15 protein-coding genes and 1 riboswitch are annotated in these 17,708 nt (G+C 57.7%); of the genes, 14 read left to right on the forward strand and 1 reads right to left on the reverse strand.

What is annotated here, in order from left to right; genetic code table 11:
• The 10 genes from AC3DKS_RS06740 to AC3DKS_RS06785 all read left to right on the forward strand — a co-directional run bounded on the left by AC3DKS_RS06740 (window position 1) and on the right by AC3DKS_RS06785 (window position 12,345).
• Complete coding sequence (locus AC3DKS_RS06740; RefSeq protein ID WP_272607544.1) at window positions 1–588, forward strand: precorrin-2 dehydrogenase/sirohydrochlorin ferrochelatase family protein; 588 nt, start codon at window positions 1–3, stop codon at window positions 586–588.
• Between the two features lies 1 nt (window position 589).
• Window positions 590–1,651, forward strand: coding sequence for an NAD(P)/FAD-dependent oxidoreductase (locus tag AC3DKS_RS06745; protein WP_272607543.1), 1,062 nt, complete (start codon window positions 590–592; stop codon window positions 1,649–1,651).
• 139 nt (window positions 1,652–1,790) lie between these two features.
• Window positions 1,791–1,934, forward strand: a riboswitch (SAM riboswitch).
• 101 nt (window positions 1,935–2,035) lie between these two features.
• Window positions 2,036–5,722, forward strand: coding sequence for a methionine synthase (gene metH / locus AC3DKS_RS06750; RefSeq protein WP_272607542.1), 3,687 nt, complete (start codon window positions 2,036–2,038; stop codon window positions 5,720–5,722).
• A 44-nt stretch (window positions 5,723–5,766) separates the two neighbouring features.
• Entirely contained in the window at window positions 5,767–6,717 is a 951-nt protein-coding gene (gene metF, locus AC3DKS_RS06755) for a methylenetetrahydrofolate reductase [NAD(P)H] (RefSeq protein WP_015755815.1), read from the forward strand.
• Between the two features lie 49 nt (window positions 6,718–6,766).
• Window positions 6,767–7,864 carry an acyloxyacyl hydrolase gene (locus tag AC3DKS_RS06760; protein WP_041327335.1) on the forward strand — a complete coding sequence of 366 codons (1,098 nt, stop codon included), beginning with the start codon at window positions 6,767–6,769 and terminating at the stop codon, window positions 7,862–7,864.
• Window positions 7,865–7,866: 2 nt separating this feature from the next.
• Entirely contained in the window at window positions 7,867–8,634 is a 768-nt protein-coding gene (locus tag AC3DKS_RS06765) for a head GIN domain-containing protein (protein ID WP_272607541.1), read from the forward strand.
• 77 nt (window positions 8,635–8,711) lie between these two features.
• Entirely contained in the window at window positions 8,712–9,722 is a 1,011-nt protein-coding gene (locus tag AC3DKS_RS06770) for a serine hydrolase domain-containing protein (protein WP_272607540.1), read from the forward strand.
• A 205-nt stretch (window positions 9,723–9,927) separates the two neighbouring features.
• The gene (locus AC3DKS_RS06775) at window positions 9,928–10,626 is read left to right on the forward strand and encodes an SIMPL domain-containing protein (RefSeq protein WP_272607539.1); all 699 of its coding nucleotides are present in this window, start codon (window positions 9,928–9,930) and stop codon (window positions 10,624–10,626) included.
• 137 nt (window positions 10,627–10,763) lie between these two features.
• Window positions 10,764–11,528, forward strand: a complete 765-nt coding sequence (locus AC3DKS_RS06780) for an SOS response-associated peptidase (RefSeq protein ID WP_272607538.1) — start codon at window positions 10,764–10,766, stop codon at window positions 11,526–11,528.
• A 106-nt stretch (window positions 11,529–11,634) separates the two neighbouring features.
• On the forward strand, window positions 11,635–12,345 hold the full coding sequence (locus tag AC3DKS_RS06785; protein ID WP_015755809.1) for an SIMPL domain-containing protein: 711 nt from the start codon (window positions 11,635–11,637) through the stop codon (window positions 12,343–12,345).
• A gap of 10 nt (window positions 12,346–12,355) precedes the next feature.
• Here AC3DKS_RS06785 and gldA read toward each other — a convergent pair whose 3' ends face one another.
• A complete protein-coding gene (gene gldA / locus AC3DKS_RS06790) occupies window positions 12,356–13,267 on the reverse strand; it encodes a gliding motility-associated ABC transporter ATP-binding subunit GldA (protein WP_015755808.1) in 912 nt (303 codons plus the stop codon).
• Between the two features lie 389 nt (window positions 13,268–13,656).
• Here gldA and AC3DKS_RS06795 point away from each other — a divergent pair, with 389 nt between their 5' ends.
• The 4 genes from AC3DKS_RS06795 to AC3DKS_RS06810 are packed head-to-tail and all read left to right on the forward strand — an operon-like array spanning window position 13,657 to window position 17,609.
• A complete protein-coding gene (locus AC3DKS_RS06795) occupies window positions 13,657–14,487 on the forward strand; it encodes a prephenate dehydratase (RefSeq protein ID WP_015755806.1) in 831 nt (276 codons plus the stop codon).
• On the forward strand, window positions 14,484–15,656 hold the full coding sequence (locus AC3DKS_RS06800; protein ID WP_015755805.1) for a pyridoxal phosphate-dependent aminotransferase: 1,173 nt from the start codon (window positions 14,484–14,486) through the stop codon (window positions 15,654–15,656). The genes AC3DKS_RS06795 and AC3DKS_RS06800 overlap by 4 nt, the downstream gene beginning before the upstream one ends.
• On the forward strand, window positions 15,657–16,517 hold the full coding sequence (locus tag AC3DKS_RS06805; protein WP_015755804.1) for a prephenate dehydrogenase: 861 nt from the start codon (window positions 15,657–15,659) through the stop codon (window positions 16,515–16,517). It begins immediately after the preceding gene.
• Window positions 16,518–16,526: 9 nt separating this feature from the next.
• The gene (locus tag AC3DKS_RS06810) at window positions 16,527–17,609 is read left to right on the forward strand and encodes a bifunctional 3-deoxy-7-phosphoheptulonate synthase/chorismate mutase type II (RefSeq protein ID WP_015755803.1); all 1,083 of its coding nucleotides are present in this window, start codon (window positions 16,527–16,529) and stop codon (window positions 17,607–17,609) included.
• Window positions 17,610–17,708 lie beyond the last annotated feature (99 nt).

Here is a 17,708-nt window from a genome sequence, read left to right on the forward strand (position 1 = left end):
ATGGAACGAAATAATCTGTACCCCATATTCCTGAAATGCAGGGCGCTGGATATCCTCATTGTCGGCGGCGGATATGTGGCCGAGGAAAAATTGTATTTCCTGACCAAGTCCAGCCCGGACGCCCAGGTAACCCTGGTGGCCCCGTTTTTCAGGGAGGATACCCGGAGGCTGGCCGGTGAATTCGGCGCAAAGCTGATTGAATCGGAATACCATCCGGGATACCTGCAGGACCAGCACCTGGTGATTGCCACCACGGATAACCCGAAGGTCAATGAAAAGATCTTTGCAGACTGCCGCCAGCGACACATTCTGGTAAATGTAGCGGACAACCCGCCCCTGTGCGATTTTTATATGGGCGGAATTGTCACCAAGGGACATGTGAAGATCGCCATCAGTACAAACGGCAAGTCGCCGACCACAGCCAAACGGCTCCGGCAATTTTTCGAAGCCGTGCTCCCGGATGATATCAGCCGGATGGTGGAGTACCTGAACGCGTACCGGAAAACCCTGGCCGGGGATTTTGAGGCCAAAGTAAACGAGATGAATGAAGTTACCCAAAAGCTGGTAGCCCAAAAAACAGAAATTTAGCATGATACAAACCGATATCCTGATCATTGGCGCAGGCCCCACCGGGCTGTTCACCGTATTCGAAGCCGGATTGCTCCAGCTCAAATGCCACCTGATCGATGCGCTGCCACAGCCCGGCGGGCAGTGTGCGGAGATCTACCCGAAAAAGCCCATCTACGATATCCCGGCTTACCCGGAGATCCTGGCGGGCGACCTGGTAGACCGGCTTATGGAACAAATCCGACCCTTCAACCCGGGTTTCACCCTGGGCGAACGCGCCGAGACCCTGGAGAAACAGGAGGACGGCCAATTTGTGGTGACCACCAATCGGGGAACACGCCACAAGGCGCCTGTCGTGGTTATAGCGGGCGGGCTGGGCTCTTTTGAACCGCGGAAACCCCAGATCGACAACCTCGCGGATTTTGAGGATCGGGGCGTGAGTTATATGGTTCGGGACCCCGAGGTGTTCCGCGATAAAAAAGTGGTCATAGCCGGTGGTGGCGATTCGGCCCTGGACTGGTCCATCTACCTGGCCGATGTGGCCGCTGAGGTGAGCCTCGTGCACCGGAGGAATGAATTCCGGGGTGCCCTGGATTCTGTGGAAAAGGCATCGGCCCTGGCGGCTGCCGGGAAGATCCGGCTCTATACGGAGGCGCAGGTGACGCGGCTCTACGGCGATGCCCACCTGGAAGCCGTCGTCGTCTCCTATAATGACCAGGAGCGGGGCGAATCGTACGTGGAGGCAGACCATTTTATCCCGTTATTCGGCCTGTCGCCCAAGCTCGGGCCCATAGGCGACTGGGGCCTGGAGATTGAGCGGAATGCCATCAAGGTTAATAACGCCTACGATTACCAGACCAATATCCCGGGGGTCTATGCCATCGGGGACGTGAACACGTATCCCGGGAAACTCAAGCTGATCCTCTCCGGTTTCCACGAGGCGGCTGTAATGTGCCAGAGTGCCTACCAGGTGGTAAACCCGGGTAAACGCTACGTGATGAAGTACACTACCGTGGGCGGGGTCACCGGGTTTGACGGGAGTAAAAAGGAAGCGAAAAAAGAAGTCATACAGGCTATTGCCTGAGATCCTACAATTAGTTGGCTTGGCCCGGAACCCTGTAATTTCAGGGGGCCGGGCTTTTTTTAAAGCCTAAAAAGAAATGGGAATGTTTGCTTTTGAAGCAGGCGTACCGTTACTTTGCAACTGTTCATTGCCAGCCTGAGCGTTATCAAGAAAGGTGGAGGGAATAGACCCGGTGAAACCTTAGCAACCCTTTACCCCTGTCCGGGGCAAAAGAAGGTGCTACATTCTATCCTGCAGCCCGGTGGCTACCCGCACCGGAAACCGCTGCCCGGACAGATAACCATTAGCCCCAGTGGCTCATTGTTCCAGAACTTTCTTGATTTCGATACGCCTGACCGGCCTGCCGGCAGGTCCGGCCTGCGGTGAACCCAAACAAAACATACCATGCACAACCTGAGCGATTTGCTGACTGAAAGAATCCTGGTGCTGGACGGCGCCATGGGGACCATGTTGCAGCGGTACGGCTTTACGGAAGCCGATTACCGGGGTGACCGGTTTGCGGACTGGCCCCAGCCGCTTCAGGGCAACAACGACCTGCTTTCCCTGACCCAGCCAAAGGCATTGGGCGAGATCCACCGCGCCTATCTGGAGGCGGGGGCGGATATCCTGGAAACCAACACCTTCTCTGCAACTTCCGTGGGCATGGCGGATTACGGCATGCAGGAATTCGTGTACGAAATCAACCGGGCCGCCGCGGAAATTGCCAAACGGGAAGCCGAAGCCGCCACCCGGGCCAACCCGGCGAAACCCCGATTTGTGGCCGGGAGCCTGGGCCCGACCAACAAAACGGCCAGTATGTCGCCGGATGTGAATGACCCGGGTTACCGCGCCATTGATTTTGAAGCCCTCCGGCTGGCCTACCGGGAACAGGCTGCAGGCCTGCTCGACGGGGGGGTGGACCTGTTTCTGGTGGAAACCGTCTTCGATACGCTGAACGCCAAGGCGGCACTATTTGCCATTGAAGAACTCAAATCGGAACGGGGCATCGACACGCCCGTAATGGTCAGCGGCACCATCACGGACGCCTCCGGGAGAACCTTGTCGGGACAAACTGCGGAAGCCTTCCTGGTATCGGTCTCACATATCCCGATGCTCTCCATCGGCCTGAATTGCGCCCTGGGCGCATCCCAGCTGGTGCCCCACCTGGAGGTCCTCTCCGCGCGTGCCGGCGTGGCCGTCTCGGCCCACCCGAATGCAGGCTTGCCCAATGCCTTTGGGGAATACGACCAGAACCCGGCGCAAATGGCCCGGCAGGTACGGGAATACCTGGAGAAAGGGCTGGTGAATATCGTGGGCGGTTGCTGCGGGACCACTCCCGATCACATCCGCGCCCTGGCCGAACTGGTGGCCGAATACAAGCCGCGACAGATTCCCGACGGCAGACCCCGGCAGTTGAAGTTGGCCGGGCTGGAACCCCTGGTGATTACACCGGAAAGCAATTTTGTCAATGTGGGGGAACGCACCAACGTGGCGGGTTCCCGGAAATTCCTGCGGCTGGTCAAGGAAGGCAACTTTGAGGAGGCGCTCGAGATTGCACGCGACCAGGTGGACGGAGGCGCCCAGATTATCGACGTCAACATGGACGACGGGCTCATCGACGGGAAAGCGGCGATGGTCAAGTACCTGAACCTGATGCTGGCCGAGCCGGATATCGCGCGTGTCCCCGTCATGATCGACAGTTCCAAATGGGACATCATCGAGGCGGGGCTGCAGGTGGTGCAGGGCAAAAGCGTGGTCAATTCCATCAGTCTGAAGGAAGGGGAAGCTGTCTTCCTGGAACAGGCCAGGAAAATCCTCCTTTACGGGGCAGCGGTCATCGTGATGGCTTTTGACGAGACCGGGCAGGCAGACAACTTCGAGCGGCGGATCGAAATAGCCGAAAGGTCCTACCGCCTGCTTACCGAACAGGCCGGATTTCCGCCCGAGGATATCATTTTTGACCTGAATATCTTCCCGGTGGCTACCGGCATGGAGGAGCACCGCCGAAACGCCCTGGATTTTATCGAAGCCACCCGGTGGGTCCGGGACAACCTGCCCCATTGCAGCGTGAGCGGGGGGGTCAGCAACGTTTCCTTTAGTTTCCGCGGGAATACCCCGGTACGGGAAGCCATGCATTCGGCCTTCCTTTACCACGCCATCCGGGCGGGGATGAATATGGGTATTGTCAACCCCACCTTGCTGGAGGTTTACGACGACATCCCGAAGGAATTGCTGGGCTATGTGGAAGATGTCCTCCTGGATCGGCGGGAGGAAGCCACGGAGCGCCTGCTGGAATACGCGGAAACCGTACAGGGGACCCAAAAAGACCGCAAAACCGATATGAGCTGGCGGGAGGCCCCATTACAGGACCGGATTACCCGGGCCCTGGTCAAGGGGATCGACCAGTTTATCGAAGCGGATGTGGAGGAGGCCCGGCAAGCGGCCGGGAAGCCCATTGAAGTGATCGAGGGCCACCTGATGACCGGGATGAACGTCGTGGGCGACCTCTTCGGCAGCGGAAAAATGTTCCTGCCCCAGGTGGTGAAGTCGGCCCGGGTGATGAAGAAAGCCGTGGCCTACCTCACCCCGTTCATCGAAGAGGCGAAGGCGGCCCAGCCCGGCAGCAAACAGGCCGCCGGCAAGGTCCTGATGGCAACCGTAAAAGGCGATGTGCACGATATCGGTAAAAACATCGTCAGCGTGGTACTCGCGTGCAACAATTACGAGATTGTGGACCTGGGGGTGATGGTACCCCCGGAACGCATTATTGAAAAGGCGCGGGAGGAAGATGTGGATATTATCGGCCTAAGCGGGCTGATCACCCCGTCCCTGGACGAGATGGTTTTCCTGGCCCGGGAGATGGAGCGGCAGGGCTTCCGCGTACCCCTGCTCATCGGCGGGGCAACCACGAGTAAGGCGCATACGGCGGTCAAGATCGATCCGCAATACAGCGCTGCCGTGGTACATGTCAACGATGCGAGCCGGGCGGTGACCGTGGTGGGCGACCTGTTGCAGGAAGAGCGGTCCCAGGAGTATAAAAAGGCCGTGAAGCTCGACTACGAGTCCTTCCGGGAAAAGTTCCTGAAACGCGGTAAAATCCGGGAATACCTTCCGCTGGAGGCTGCCCGCGCCAACAGGCTCGGCCTGGAATTTGGCCCGGATCAGGTACATGTCCCCCGACAACTGGGGGTACAGGTAATCGAGTCTATCGACCTGCGCAAACTGGAACCGTTTATCGACTGGTCGCCTTTTTTCCGGTCCTGGGACCTGCACGGCAAATTCCCGGACATCCTGGAGGATGCGGTAGTTGGCCAGCAGGCAACGGCACTCTACCGGGATGCCCGGGAGATGCTCAAGAAGATATTCCGGGAAAAATCCCTGACAGCGCGGGCCGTTTTCGGTTTGTTCCCGGCCGTCTCCACCCGTCGGGACGATATCGTCATCCGGCGGGATGACAACCGCGAGTTCACCTTCCGGACCCTGCGGCAGCAAACCAAAAAGAAACAGGGGGTACCCAACATCGCCCTGGCGGATTTTATCGCCCCGGAAGATTCGGGGATTTCCGATTTCATGGGCTGTTTTTGCGTATCGGCCGGATTTGGCGCAGCCGAACTCGCCCGGGAATACGAAGACCGCCTGGACGACTACAACAGCATCCTGGTCAAGGCCCTGGCCGACCGCCTGGCCGAGGCGGCGGCCGAATACCTGCACCGGGAGGTGCGCGTTTTGCATTGGGGGTATGCCCCGGGGGAAACCCTGGACAACGACGCGCTGATCCGCGAAGCATACAAAGGCATCCGCCCCGCCCCCGGGTATCCCGCCTGCCCGGACCACCTGGAGAAGCAGACCATCTGGGAGGTCCTGCAAGTTGAAGAAACCATCGGCGTGGAACTGACCGAAAGCCTGGCCATGTGGCCGGCGGCCAGCGTCAGCGGATATTATTTTGCGCATCCCGGCGCCCGGTATTTCGGGCTGGGGAAAATTACGCGCGATCAGCTGGAGGATTACGCAGACCGCAAGGGAATCCCCCTGGAAACCGCAGAAAAATGGCTGCAGCCCAATTTGGCAGAAGCAGCCGCAACCGTTCAATGAGCCACACCTCCGACCATGTATAACTTAGCTACCTAATTCAACCCGTGAAAGTAACCGAACATATCGCAAATGCCAGGGAAACCCTGTTTTCCTTTGAAGTCATCCCGCCTCTGAAAGGCCGCCGGATCGATGAGCTCTACCGGAATATCGACCCGCTGATGGAATTTAAGCCCCCGTTTATCGACGTGACGACTTCCCGGGAGGAATACGTCTACATCGATCGGGACGGGCTCTACGAGAAGCAGGTGACCCGGATGCGGCCGGGGACCCTTGGGATCTGCGCTTCCATCAAACACAAATACGATGTGGATACGATCCCGCACGTATTGTGCGGCGGGTTTACCAAGGAGGAAACCGAGTATTTGCTCGTGGACTGCCACTACCTGGGCATCGACAACGTGATGGCGCTCCGGGGGGATGCGATGAAGGAGCAGAAATACTTTGAACCGACCCAGGGGGGGCACGCCTACGCCTCGGAACTGGTAGACCAGATCGTTTGCCTGAACAAGGGGCAATACCTCCACGATGTGGTGGAGACGGACGATTGCTCGGATTTCTGTATCGGGGTGGCGGGCTATCCGGAAAAACACCTGGAATCCCCTTCCCTGCGCACGGACATCAAGTGGCTGAAGCACAAGGTAGACCTGGGCGCCGATTATATCGTCACCCAGATGTTTTTCGACAACCAAAAATTCTTTGAATTTGTAGATCTGGCCCGCGAAATGGGGATTGACGTTCCGATTATCCCCGGGATCAAGCCCATAGCGGTAAAGCGGCACCTGCAGCTCTTGCCCCAGGTTTTCCGCACCGAGCTGCCCGAACCCCTGATTGAGGCCGTGGAAGCCTGTAAGGACAACAAGGCGGTCCGGCAGGTGGGTATCGAATGGGCCATTGAACAGTCGCGGGAGCTGAAAGCGGCGGGCGTACCCGTGCTGCATTATTACTCCATGGGGAAATCCGACAATATACAGGCAATTGCCAAGGCCGTTTTTTAGGCGGTTCCCGGCTTCGGCCTGTGGGCCAAAAAAACTACCTTTGGTCGGCATGAGGCGTCGTATCCTGTTTCTTTCTGCCGCGTTGCTGGCCCTGTCACGTACTTTTGCCCAGGCAGAACAGCCGGTGCGCAACCTGGATCTGAATGCGTTTTACGGGTCCGTCCTGTTGCACAACACGGACATCTCCCACCTGATTCGCAACCATCCCTCCGGGATCATCCTGGGCTGGAACACCAAAACCTTTGGCTCACAAGCCTGGCAGTCCCTGTTCAATTACCCGGATACCGGCATTTCCTTTGTCTATCAGGACATGCGGAACGAAACCCTGGGACAGCACTTTGGGCTGTATGCCCACTACAATTTCTATTTCTTCCAAAGGAGCCTCCAGCTGCGGATCGGCCAGGGGGTGGCCTATAACACCAACCCCTACGATGCGACGGAAAATTTCCGCAACAATGCCTACGGCACCCACCTGCTGAGTTCCACCTACCTGATGCTGCAATATTACCGGCAACGCGTTTGGGATCGATGGGGATTCCGGGCCGGGCTAACCCTGGTGCATTATTCCAACGCAAACCTGCGGGCTCCTAATACCTCCACGAATACCTTCGGGCTCACTGCGGGGATTTTATACGACCTGTCCCCGGCGGATGAACCCGGGTACCGGGTTACATCATCAGATCCCGTACAGGAACGCCTGCGGGTTAACCTGGCATTCCGCAGCGGCGTGAACGAAAGCGACGTGGTGGGGTCCGGGCAATTCCCCTTTTACATTTTTTCCGCCTATGCGGACAAGCGCCTCGGCCGGTTAAGCGCCATCCAGCTGGGTACGGACATCTTCTATTCCAACTTTCTGAAGGAACTTATCCGGTTCCAGGCTACAGCTTTCCCGGAACTTGGCGTAGACCCGGATGCGGACTACAAAAGGGCCGGGGCTTTTATCGGCCACGAGCTCTTTATCAATAAGCTCAGCGTCATCACCCAACTGGGCTATTACGTATATTACCCTTTTGATTTTGAAGGGCGAACCTACAACCGGGTCGGGCTCAAGCGCTATTTCGGGCCAAACTGGTTTGGCGCCCTCAGCCTGAAATCACACGGAGCCAAGGCCGAAGCCCTGGAATTTGCAATCGGAATCCGCCTCTGACCATGAAGTTACCTGCCACATACCGGTTCGCTTGCCTGTTCGCCCTGATCGTATCGCTGTGGGGATGCGGCAAGGAGGGTGCGGGCTGCCTCGGATCTGCGGGCGACCTGCAGCGGGAGGAAATTGCCGTGCCCGGCTTTTCGGAGATCACAGTCTTTGAAAACGTCCGCCTGGTTGTCCGTCAGGGACCGGAGCAACGCGTGGTCCTGGAAACCGGGAAGAACCTCAGGGATGGGGTTTCCGCCCGGGTGGAAGACGGCGTACTGGAGTTGCGCGATTCCAACAACTGCAACCTGTTTCGCGAATACGGGCTCACCACGTTCTACGTAACCGCCCCGGATCTCGGCACCATCCGAAGCAGTACCGGATGGCCCATAGCAAGCGACGGGGTACTGGCCTTTGATGCGCTGACGCTGATTTCGGAGAGTTTCAACAACCCCGAAACGGAAACCACCGACGGTGCCTTTGACATGGATTTGGCTGCCGGCGAAGTCCGATTGGTAGCCAACGGGATTGCCTATTTTAAATTGCGCGGTACCGCCGGGTCCCTGCGGGTAACCATTGCGGCCGGGGATTCCCGGGTGGAGGCTTCCGAACTGGTATCCGGGCGGGTGACGCTGGACCACCGGGGCAGCAACCAGGTCCTCGTAAACCCGACGGGCCGGCTTGACGGGGTTATCCGGGGCTACGGGGATGTGTTGAGCTACAACCGGCCGGATACTGTGGATGTGGAGGAACGTTACCGGGGGCGATTGATATTTGTGGAATGATGGGGAATTTCTGGCGACAGATCAGGGAGGTTTTTTCTTCAGCAGCCTCCCGTTCGGAACCATCCGGTCCGGAATAGGTGAACGGGGCTGCCGGGCTGCTCGGCGACCTGGCGGAAGGTGGACGGGTTCCCGGCCTGGCAATGCGTATCCAGCACCGGGGGCAATGGGTGCACGAAGCCGCCTTCGGGTATGCAGACCTGGAAGGAGGGGTGCCGGCCACGCCCCAAACGCTATTCCGTATCGCCAGCGTATCCAAACCGATTACGGCCACGGCGTTGGCGCGGATGGCGGGGGAAGGCCTGCTCCGACTGGACGACCCGCTGGCGCGCTATGTGCCCGAATATCCCGACCACGGCATCCTGCTCCACCAACTCGCCGCGCATACGGCCGGGCTTCGGGGGTACCGGGGAAAGGAGTACGCCCTGAACAGGCCCTATTCCATTGAGGCAAGCCTGGAAGTATTCCGGGACGACCCCCTGGAATTTGCCCCGGGAACCGGATTTCTCTATAACAGCTTTGATTTTGTATTGCTCTCCCTGGCGATGGAACGGGCCGCGGGCATGCCGTTTGACGCATTGGTACGGGAACTCGTGTTGCAACCCCTTGGGATGGAACATACGCAGGCCGAGCAGCCCGAACAGCTGCCCGACGGCCTGGCCAAGCCCTATACGCGAAGGGCCGGGGGCTTCCGAAGGGCCGTGCCAGTGGATAACCGGTACAAACTCGCAGGGGGCGGTTACCTGTCAACGGTTGGGGATGTGTGCAGGCTCGGCCAGGCCTATCTGGATGGTTCTGCCGTGAATCCGGATCTGGCCGCGGAATTCCTGACATCGCGGGAAACGCCCCAGGGCCCCACCTGGTACGGGTTGGGCTGGCAGGTCGGCCGGGATGCCTGCGGCCGCCGGTACTATGGTCATGTGGGCAATGCAGTGGGGGGATACAGCAATTTTTTCGTCTATCCGGATGCGGAAGTTGTGCTGGCTGTGCTGATGAATTGTACGGATCCGGGTGTTCAGCCCGTACTCGACACGGCCATCGATGCCGCCTTGTCAGGGCTGGAAAGTGCCGGGCGGGACAAAGGGGGTTGAATACCTGCGAGGGGATGGAATGCGGGGGATTGAATGCCCGGGCCAACCTGCCGAAGGCGCGGCAGGTTCATTCGGCTCCCTCAATCAACCGGCTATTTGACGCATTGCATTCCACTCGATGCGCATTGGGGTATTCCCGCGTAGGGGGGAAGCATAAATTTGGCACAATCCCTGTACATTAGGCTTGTAACAAAAATTTAAAAAAATGAGAAAGCTATTGTTCCTTTTTGCCGGGCTCCTGTTTACGGCCGCGGCCACCGGCCAGAATAAAAATTTCCTGGACCAGCCCTATCTGGAAACTTCCGCCTCCGCAGACACCCTGGTCATCCCGGATCGCATCTACCTGGGGATCCTGCTGAAGGAATCCGATACCCGGGGCCGCACCACTGTAGAGGAGCTCGAACAACAAATGTCGGCCCGCCTAAAAGCCATTGGTGTCGATACCCAAAAGCAACTGGCTGTGGCAAGTCTTTCGAGCGATTTTCGCCGGTACTTCCTCCGCGGGCAGGAAGTGGAAAAAGACAAATCTTTTGAACTGGTCGTATACGATGCGCAAATGGCGGGCCGTGTCCTCTTTGAATTGGAGAAACTCGGTATCGCCAATGTTTCTTTGAATCGCACCGAATACTCCAAACTGGAATCCCTGCAGATGGCACTCAAGACGGCTGCTGTCCGCAAAGCTCGGGAACAGGGGCGGATGATGAGCGAGGCCCTGGGGCAGGGGCTGGGCAGGGCCATCTATATTTCCGATTCCGGATACAATGTCTACCCGATGCTCAGGGGCAAAGCCGCCGGAGTCCAGATGAGCGCCATGCAGGAGGCGGACGCCTACCAGCCCGTCGACTCGGATTTCCAGAAGACCCGGGTGGAGGTGAGCGTCCAGGTGAAGTTTATCCTGGAATAGCCGGCTTCAACCTCGTGTTCCCAGCCCGGCCCGGCAATTAAACGCCTGGTTTGGGGGTGTTTTTTTGTATCTTTTGCATTGGGATGATGTAACTTATAAATCGGGAGGGGGCAGGGCCCCCGGAGAAAACCAAGAATATGTGCTACGATATCCGGGCCAGCCTGGAGACCCAGTTAAAACGCGCCCTGAGGCGGGGCGACCAGGAGGCAGCCGGGGAGATTCGGGAAAAATTACTGCCCTTTACCGACCTGCCCCTTTTCCACGCATCCGGGTTCAGCCACCCGCGCCTGCTCATCTATACGGACGAATCCCCGGAATACCCGTCCGTTGCCACCTGGGGGCTAATCCCGCACTGGGTAAAAGATTCCGCCCAGCAAAAACAGATTTGGAACCGTACGCTGAATGCCCGGGGCGAAACGATTTTTGAGAAACCCGCTTTTCGCCTGGCAGCCAAAGGCAATCGTTGCCTGCTTTTCGTTGACGGGTTTTACGAACACCACCACCACAAAGGCAGCACCTATCCCCATTATATCCACCGCAGGGACGGGGAACCCCTGATCCTGGCCGGCCTCTACAGCGACTGGGCGGATCCGGAGACCGGGGAGGTCATCACCTCCTTTTCCATTGTCACCACCGAGGGCAACCCGATGATGGCCCGAATCCACAACAACCCAAAGCTGGCGGGCCCCAGGATGCCGCTGATCCTGCCGGACGAATTGGCCGATAAGTGGCTGGAGCCCTGCCAGGACGCGGCAGACCGCCAGGCCCTTGAGGAATTGATCCGTTCTTATCCGGAGGAGGAGCTCGCCGCCTACACAGTCGGGAAGTTGCGGGGCAAATCCTACCCGGGGAATGTACCCGAAATAACAACAGAAGTGGCCTACCCCGAATTGGATACCTGAAATCTGAATCCCCTGAAATGCCCGTATATTTATCAGCGGCCCGCAACTGGACCCCATCCGGGCTCCGGGCAATACGGACTCCTTAACATCCCAAAACCGAAGACTTATGAAACAAACAAATTGGATCCCGGCCCTGATAGTTGCCCTGGGGCTTGCCCTTGCCGGGTATTTTATCGGGGAGACCTTCCTGAAAGGCAAGAAATTCGACCGGTATGTTTCCGTAAAAGGGCTTTCCGAACGGGAAGTCCCGGCCGACCTGGCCGTCTGGCCAATCAACATTGTATTGACAGGGAACGACCTGCAGACGCTCCGGCGGGAGATCGAAACCCAGAATGAACAGGTTTACCGGTTCTTTATGGACCAGGGGTTCGATGCGGATGAGGTGACCCGGGGCGTGGTGAATATCAGCGATGCCCAGGCCAACCTCTACAATTCAAACGCCCAGTACAACAAGTACCGGTACCTGGCCAAATCCGAACTGACCGTCCGGACATCGGATATCCCCAAACTCCTCAAATCCCTGGATGCCTCCCTCGGTTTGTTGTCCGAAGGTATTCTCTTCGCATCCAAGAATGAGTGGGAGCCCATTGAGTATATCTTTACGGGCCTCAACGAAATCAAGCCGGAAATGATAGAGGAAGCCACTAAAAATGCCCGGGAGGTGGCAGATAAGTTTGCGCGGGACTCGGACTCAGAAGTAGGGGAGATCCGGGTGGCCCGCCAGGGCTTGTTCACCATCAGCAACCGGGATGCGAACACCCCTCAGATCAAAAATGTCCGGGTAGTCTCCACCATCGATTTTCAATTGGTAGACTAATAGAGCCGCTTTAATCGGCGATTGATGCCCCGGAAGTCAGTTCCGTAAAGAGCGCTTCGAGGTTCCGGGTCTTCCGGGCGAGTTGCAGCGTCTTGAGTTGGTTGTCGTGGGCAAAGTCGAACACTGCAGGCCGCATATCCTTCTCCGTGCTGAAACGGAGTTCATATACAAAGCCCCCCGTATTGCGCACCCCGTCTACATGCGGGATCTGCTGGAGCAATACCTCTTCCACCCGGTAGTCGAACTCCACCTCGATGACCTGCATTTCATCCTTGCGCAATTCCCGCAGCGTGGTATCCGCTACCAACCGCCCCTTGTTGATAATCAGGACCCGGTCGCATACGGCTTCCACTTCTTTCATAATATGCGTGGAGAGCAATATGGTTTTTTCCCCGGAAATGTCCCGGATCAGTTTGCGGATTTCCAGGAGCTGGTTGGGGTCCAAACCCGTCGTGGGCTCGTCCAGGATCAGGACATCGGGGTCGTGCAACAGGGCTGCGGCGAGGCCCACGCGCTGGCGGTACCCCTTGGACAACTGCCCGATTTTTTTACCTGCCTCCGGGGCGAGACCTGTCTGCTCCACCACAGTGGCCACCCGATCCCGGGACGATTGGTAAACGGATGCGCAAAAACCGAGATATTCCCGGACATACAGGTCCAGGTAGAGCGGGTTGTGTTCCGGCAGGTAGCCGAGGCTACGCTGCACCTGTTCCGGATGCCGTGCCACATCCAACCCGTTCACTTCCGCCGTCCCCGAATCCGCCCGGTAATAGGTGGTCAGGATTTTCATCAAGGTGGATTTCCCGGCCCCGTTCGGCCCGAGAAACCCCACCACTTCCCCTTTGCCAATCGAAAAATGGACATCGTCCAGGGCCAGCTGGGCCCCGAATCGCTTGGAAATACCGGTAACGCGGATGGACATGAGCGTTTATTTTGGGTAAAAATACGGATTGCCCCCGATTTACCATGCGGTATTTGCCGCATTCGGCCGTGTAAATCGGACAACCGCCACCTGCCTGGTCAATATGGGATTCTCATTAAAACGCGCATTTCGTTTTAAAAAATGCAACATCATCCCGGATTCGCATTTTTTTGTGAAAAATTTACGGTGCCCGGCAGGCATTCAAAATTAATGGCTACATTAGCCCCGATTAATTCGTTATGAACACCACGTATTTCTGGAACGGCTTCTTTTTTTACTTCTTTTTTAAGGGGAGTACGGGACCGTTGTAGCATACGCACAAGTATATAAAACCGGGTCCCGTTCTTAACGGGACTTTTTTTTTAGGGGTGCCAGAAGGCATACGGAATATGAAACCCAGGAAAATTGCCATACAGGGAATCGAAGGCTCCAACCACCACAAGGTGGCTTCGGAATATTTTGGGCAGGGGATCGAGCTGGTGGAATGCATGTCGTTCACCGGCCTGGTAGACAGCCTGCTTGAGGGAAAGGCGGAGAAAGGCGTAATGGCCATCGAGAATTCCATCGCCGGATCCATCATTCCGAATTACAACCTGGTCTGTGACAACGGCCTGCATATCATCGGGGAACACTACCTGAACGTACACCACCACCTGATGGCGCTTCCCGGGCAGCGCCTGGAGGATATCCGGGTGGTTCGAAGCCATCCGATGGCACTCCTCCAATGCGGGGACTACCTGAAGGAGAAGCCGCAAATGACCGTTGTGGAGGATGCCGATACGGCGGAACCCGCACGGAAGATTGCCCGGGAACAATTAAAAGGTGTCGGCGCCATCGCCCCGGCCCTGGCAGCAGAACTATTCGGCCTGGAGATCCTGGCCTCCGAAATCCAGACCATCAACAACAACGCCACCCGGTTTATCATCGTCAAAACCGTGAACAAGGAATGGCCGCGGGATGCAATTAACAAGGCCTCCATGCGCTTCCTTACCGACCACAAACGGGGAAGCCTGGCCACGGTCCTGAACGTGATGAGCGACTGCAACCTGAACCTGACCAAAATCCAGTCGCTGCCGGTGATCGACACCCCCTGGAAGTACTCCTTCTTTGTGGACGTGACCTTTGAGGCCTATGCGCAGTTCGAAAAGGCAAAGTCCCTCCTGGCGATAATGACCGAGGACTTCCGGGTCCTGGGGGAATACAAAAATGCACGGATATGATTGAAGAAGCCCGCCGCCTCTCGGCGGTCAAGGAATATTATTTTTCGAGCAAGCTCCGCGAGGTGCGGGGCCTGATGGCCGAAGGCCGCCCGGTGATCAATATGGGCATCGGCAGCCCGGATCTGGCACCTTCCCAGGCCGTCCTGGAATCCCTCACGGCCTCGGTGCGCGAAGCGGGGGCCCACCAGTACCAAAGTTACCAGGGGTTGCCGGAACTCCGGCAGACCATATCCGAATTTTACAACCGGAAGTTCGGCGTTTCCCTGGACCCGGATTCGGAGATCCTCCCGTTGATGGGATCCAAGGAAGGGATCATGCATATCAGCATGGCCTTCCTGAACCCCGGGGACAAGGTGCTGATCCCGGATCCGGGATATCCCACCTACGCGGCAGTGACCCGCCTGGTAGGAGCCGAACCCATCCATTATCGGCTATCCGGGGAATCCGGTTGGTTCCCGGACCTCGAGGCCCTTTCACAGTCGGACCTCAGCGGGGTAAAGATTATGTGGGCGAGCTATCCGCACATGCCCACGGGGGCGAAGGCTTCCCGGGAGCAGTTATCGGAACTGGTGGCCTTTGCCCACAGGCACCAGATCTTGCTGGTCAACGACAATCCGTATAGTTTTGTGCTCGCCCGGGAACCTATCAGCATCCTGGATATCCCGGAGGCCTCCGGCCACGTCCTGGAACTCAACTCCCTGAGCAAGACATTCAATATGGCAGGATGGCGCGTGGGCATGGCGCTGGGAGACAAACGCCTGATCGCTGCGGTGCTGAAGGTAAAAAGCAATATGGACTCCGGGATGTTCTACGGGATACAGAAGGGGGCCATTGCCGCCCTGAAAAGCGACCCGGAATGGTTTAAGGGCCTCGACGCCATCTACAGCCGCCGCCGCGCTGCCGTGCATGAACTCGCCGACCTGCTGGGCTGCAGCTACGACAAAGAAGCGGTGGGGATGTTTGTCTGGGCCCGTCTGCCGAAAGGCAGCCCGGACGCGGAGACATATATTGACGGGCTCCTGTACAACCACAATATCTTTGTAGCCCCCGGGACAATCTTCGGGAGTCGCGGGGCCGGTTATATCCGTTTCTCCCTGTGCGTGCCCGAAGAGAAAATCCGGGAAGCCCTCGGGCGGATTCAAACGGCGGTAACCAAAAAGGAAGTGTAAATGAAGGCAGTGATCATTGGAATCGGTTTGATTGGCGGGTCCCTGGCCCGGGATATCCGTCGCAGCGACCCGGAGGCAACCGTCCTCGGGATGGACATCAGCGATGCCCACCTGGAAGCGGCCCGGGAACTGGGGCTGATAGGCGGGAAGGCATCGGATGCAGACCTGGCCGCGGCCGACCTGGTGGTGGTGAGTATCCCGGTAGACCGAATTGTAGAGGAACTCCCTTCAATCCTGGACCGGGTGGGGGACGAGACACTGGTGATCGACGCGGGGTCTACCAAGGCCCCGATCTGCAGGGAGGTGGCCTCCCATCCCAAAAGGCGGAATTTCCTGGCGTGCCACCCGATTGCCGGCACGGAGTTCACCGGCCCCGCCGCCGCTGTCGAGGGGCTCTTTGACGGCAAGGTGAATATCATCTGCGAGGTGGAGGAGACCGCATTTGCCATACAGGAACGCGCCCTGGACCTCTTTCGGGAGCTCGGGATGCGCATTCGCTATATGAACCCGGAGGCGCACGACCGGCACATAGCCTATGTGTCCCACCTGTCGCACATCAGTTCCTTTATGCTGGGGAAGACGGTGATTGAAAAGGAAAAGAACGAACGGGATATCTTCGATATGGCGGGAAGCGGATTTGAGAGCACCGTACGCCTGGCCAAGAGCTCCCCGGCCATGTGGACGCCGATATTTGAACAGAATAAGAAAAACGTCCTGGAAACCCTGGACGAGTATATCGCCAACCTGAAGGAATTCCGGGCCCTGCTCGATTCCGACCAGTACGAAGCCCTCTATGAGGCAATGGAGCAAACCAACCGCATACGGGAAATATTAAAAGGAATACCACTGAATAAAAGCTGAAAACAGACTATGGAGAATTCAACACAACTGCGCAAATGGCTCGATGATATGGATCTGCCGCACCCCCTGGTGATTGCCGGGCCCTGCAGCGCGGAAACCGAAGAGCAGGTGCTCGAAATTGCACACGAACTCAAGGACACGGATGTCAACTACTACCGTGCCGGCATCTGGAAACCGCGGACCCGCCCCGGGAATTTTGAAGGGGTAGGGGCCATTGGCCTGAAATGGCTGCAGAAGGTCAAGGAGGAGACCGGGCTGAAAACGGCTACTGAAGTGGCCAACCGGGCCCACGTGGACCTGGCCCTGGAACACGATGTGGACCTGCTCTGGATCGGGGCGCGGTCTACGGTGAGTCCGTTTATCGTCCAGGAAATTGCCGATGCCCTGGAGGGTACGGACAAGGTGGTGCTGATCAAGAACCCGGTAAACCCGGATTTGTCGCTTTGGCTCGGCGCCGTGGAACGGCTGCACTCTGCCAACATCGGGAAACTCGGGGTGATCCACCGGGGGTTTTCCACCTACGAAAAAACCAAGTACCGGAACATCCCGGAATGGCAGCTGGCCATTGAACTGCAGACGCGATTCCCGGACCTGCCGCTGATCAACGACCCGTCGCACATCAGCGGGCGGCGCGACCTGATCTTTGACGTATCCCAGACCGCCCTGGACCTGAACTTCGACGGGCTGATGATTGAGACCCATTGCGACCCCGACAACGCCTGGAGCGATGCCGCCCAGCAGGTAACCCCGGCACGACTTGTACAAATCATGAACGACCTGAGGATCCGGAAGGAAACCGATGAGGAAGCGGAATACAACAACAAGCTGAGCAATTTACGGGCCCAAATCGACGTGATCGACAACCAGTTAATCGAGACCCTCGGGAAACGGATGCGCATCTCGGATGAAATCGGGGCGCTCAAGAAGCAGCGCAACGTCGCGGTACTGCAAACCGGACGCTGGAATGCCATCCTGGGTAATATGATCCTGGAAGGGGAGTCCAAAGGGCTCAGCGAGGAATTCGTGCTGAGGATGTTCAAGGCGATTCACCAGGAATCCATCAACCACCAGGAGAAGGTGATCAACAACTGATTCCGCACTGCCGGCAGCCGGATGCGTTGCGGGTTTAAAATTTCGGGGGCAGCCAGGTGTAACAACCGGGTCTTGCCCCCGTCTTTATAGATATAGCAA

This window comes from Robiginitalea sp. (genome assembly GCF_982776155.1).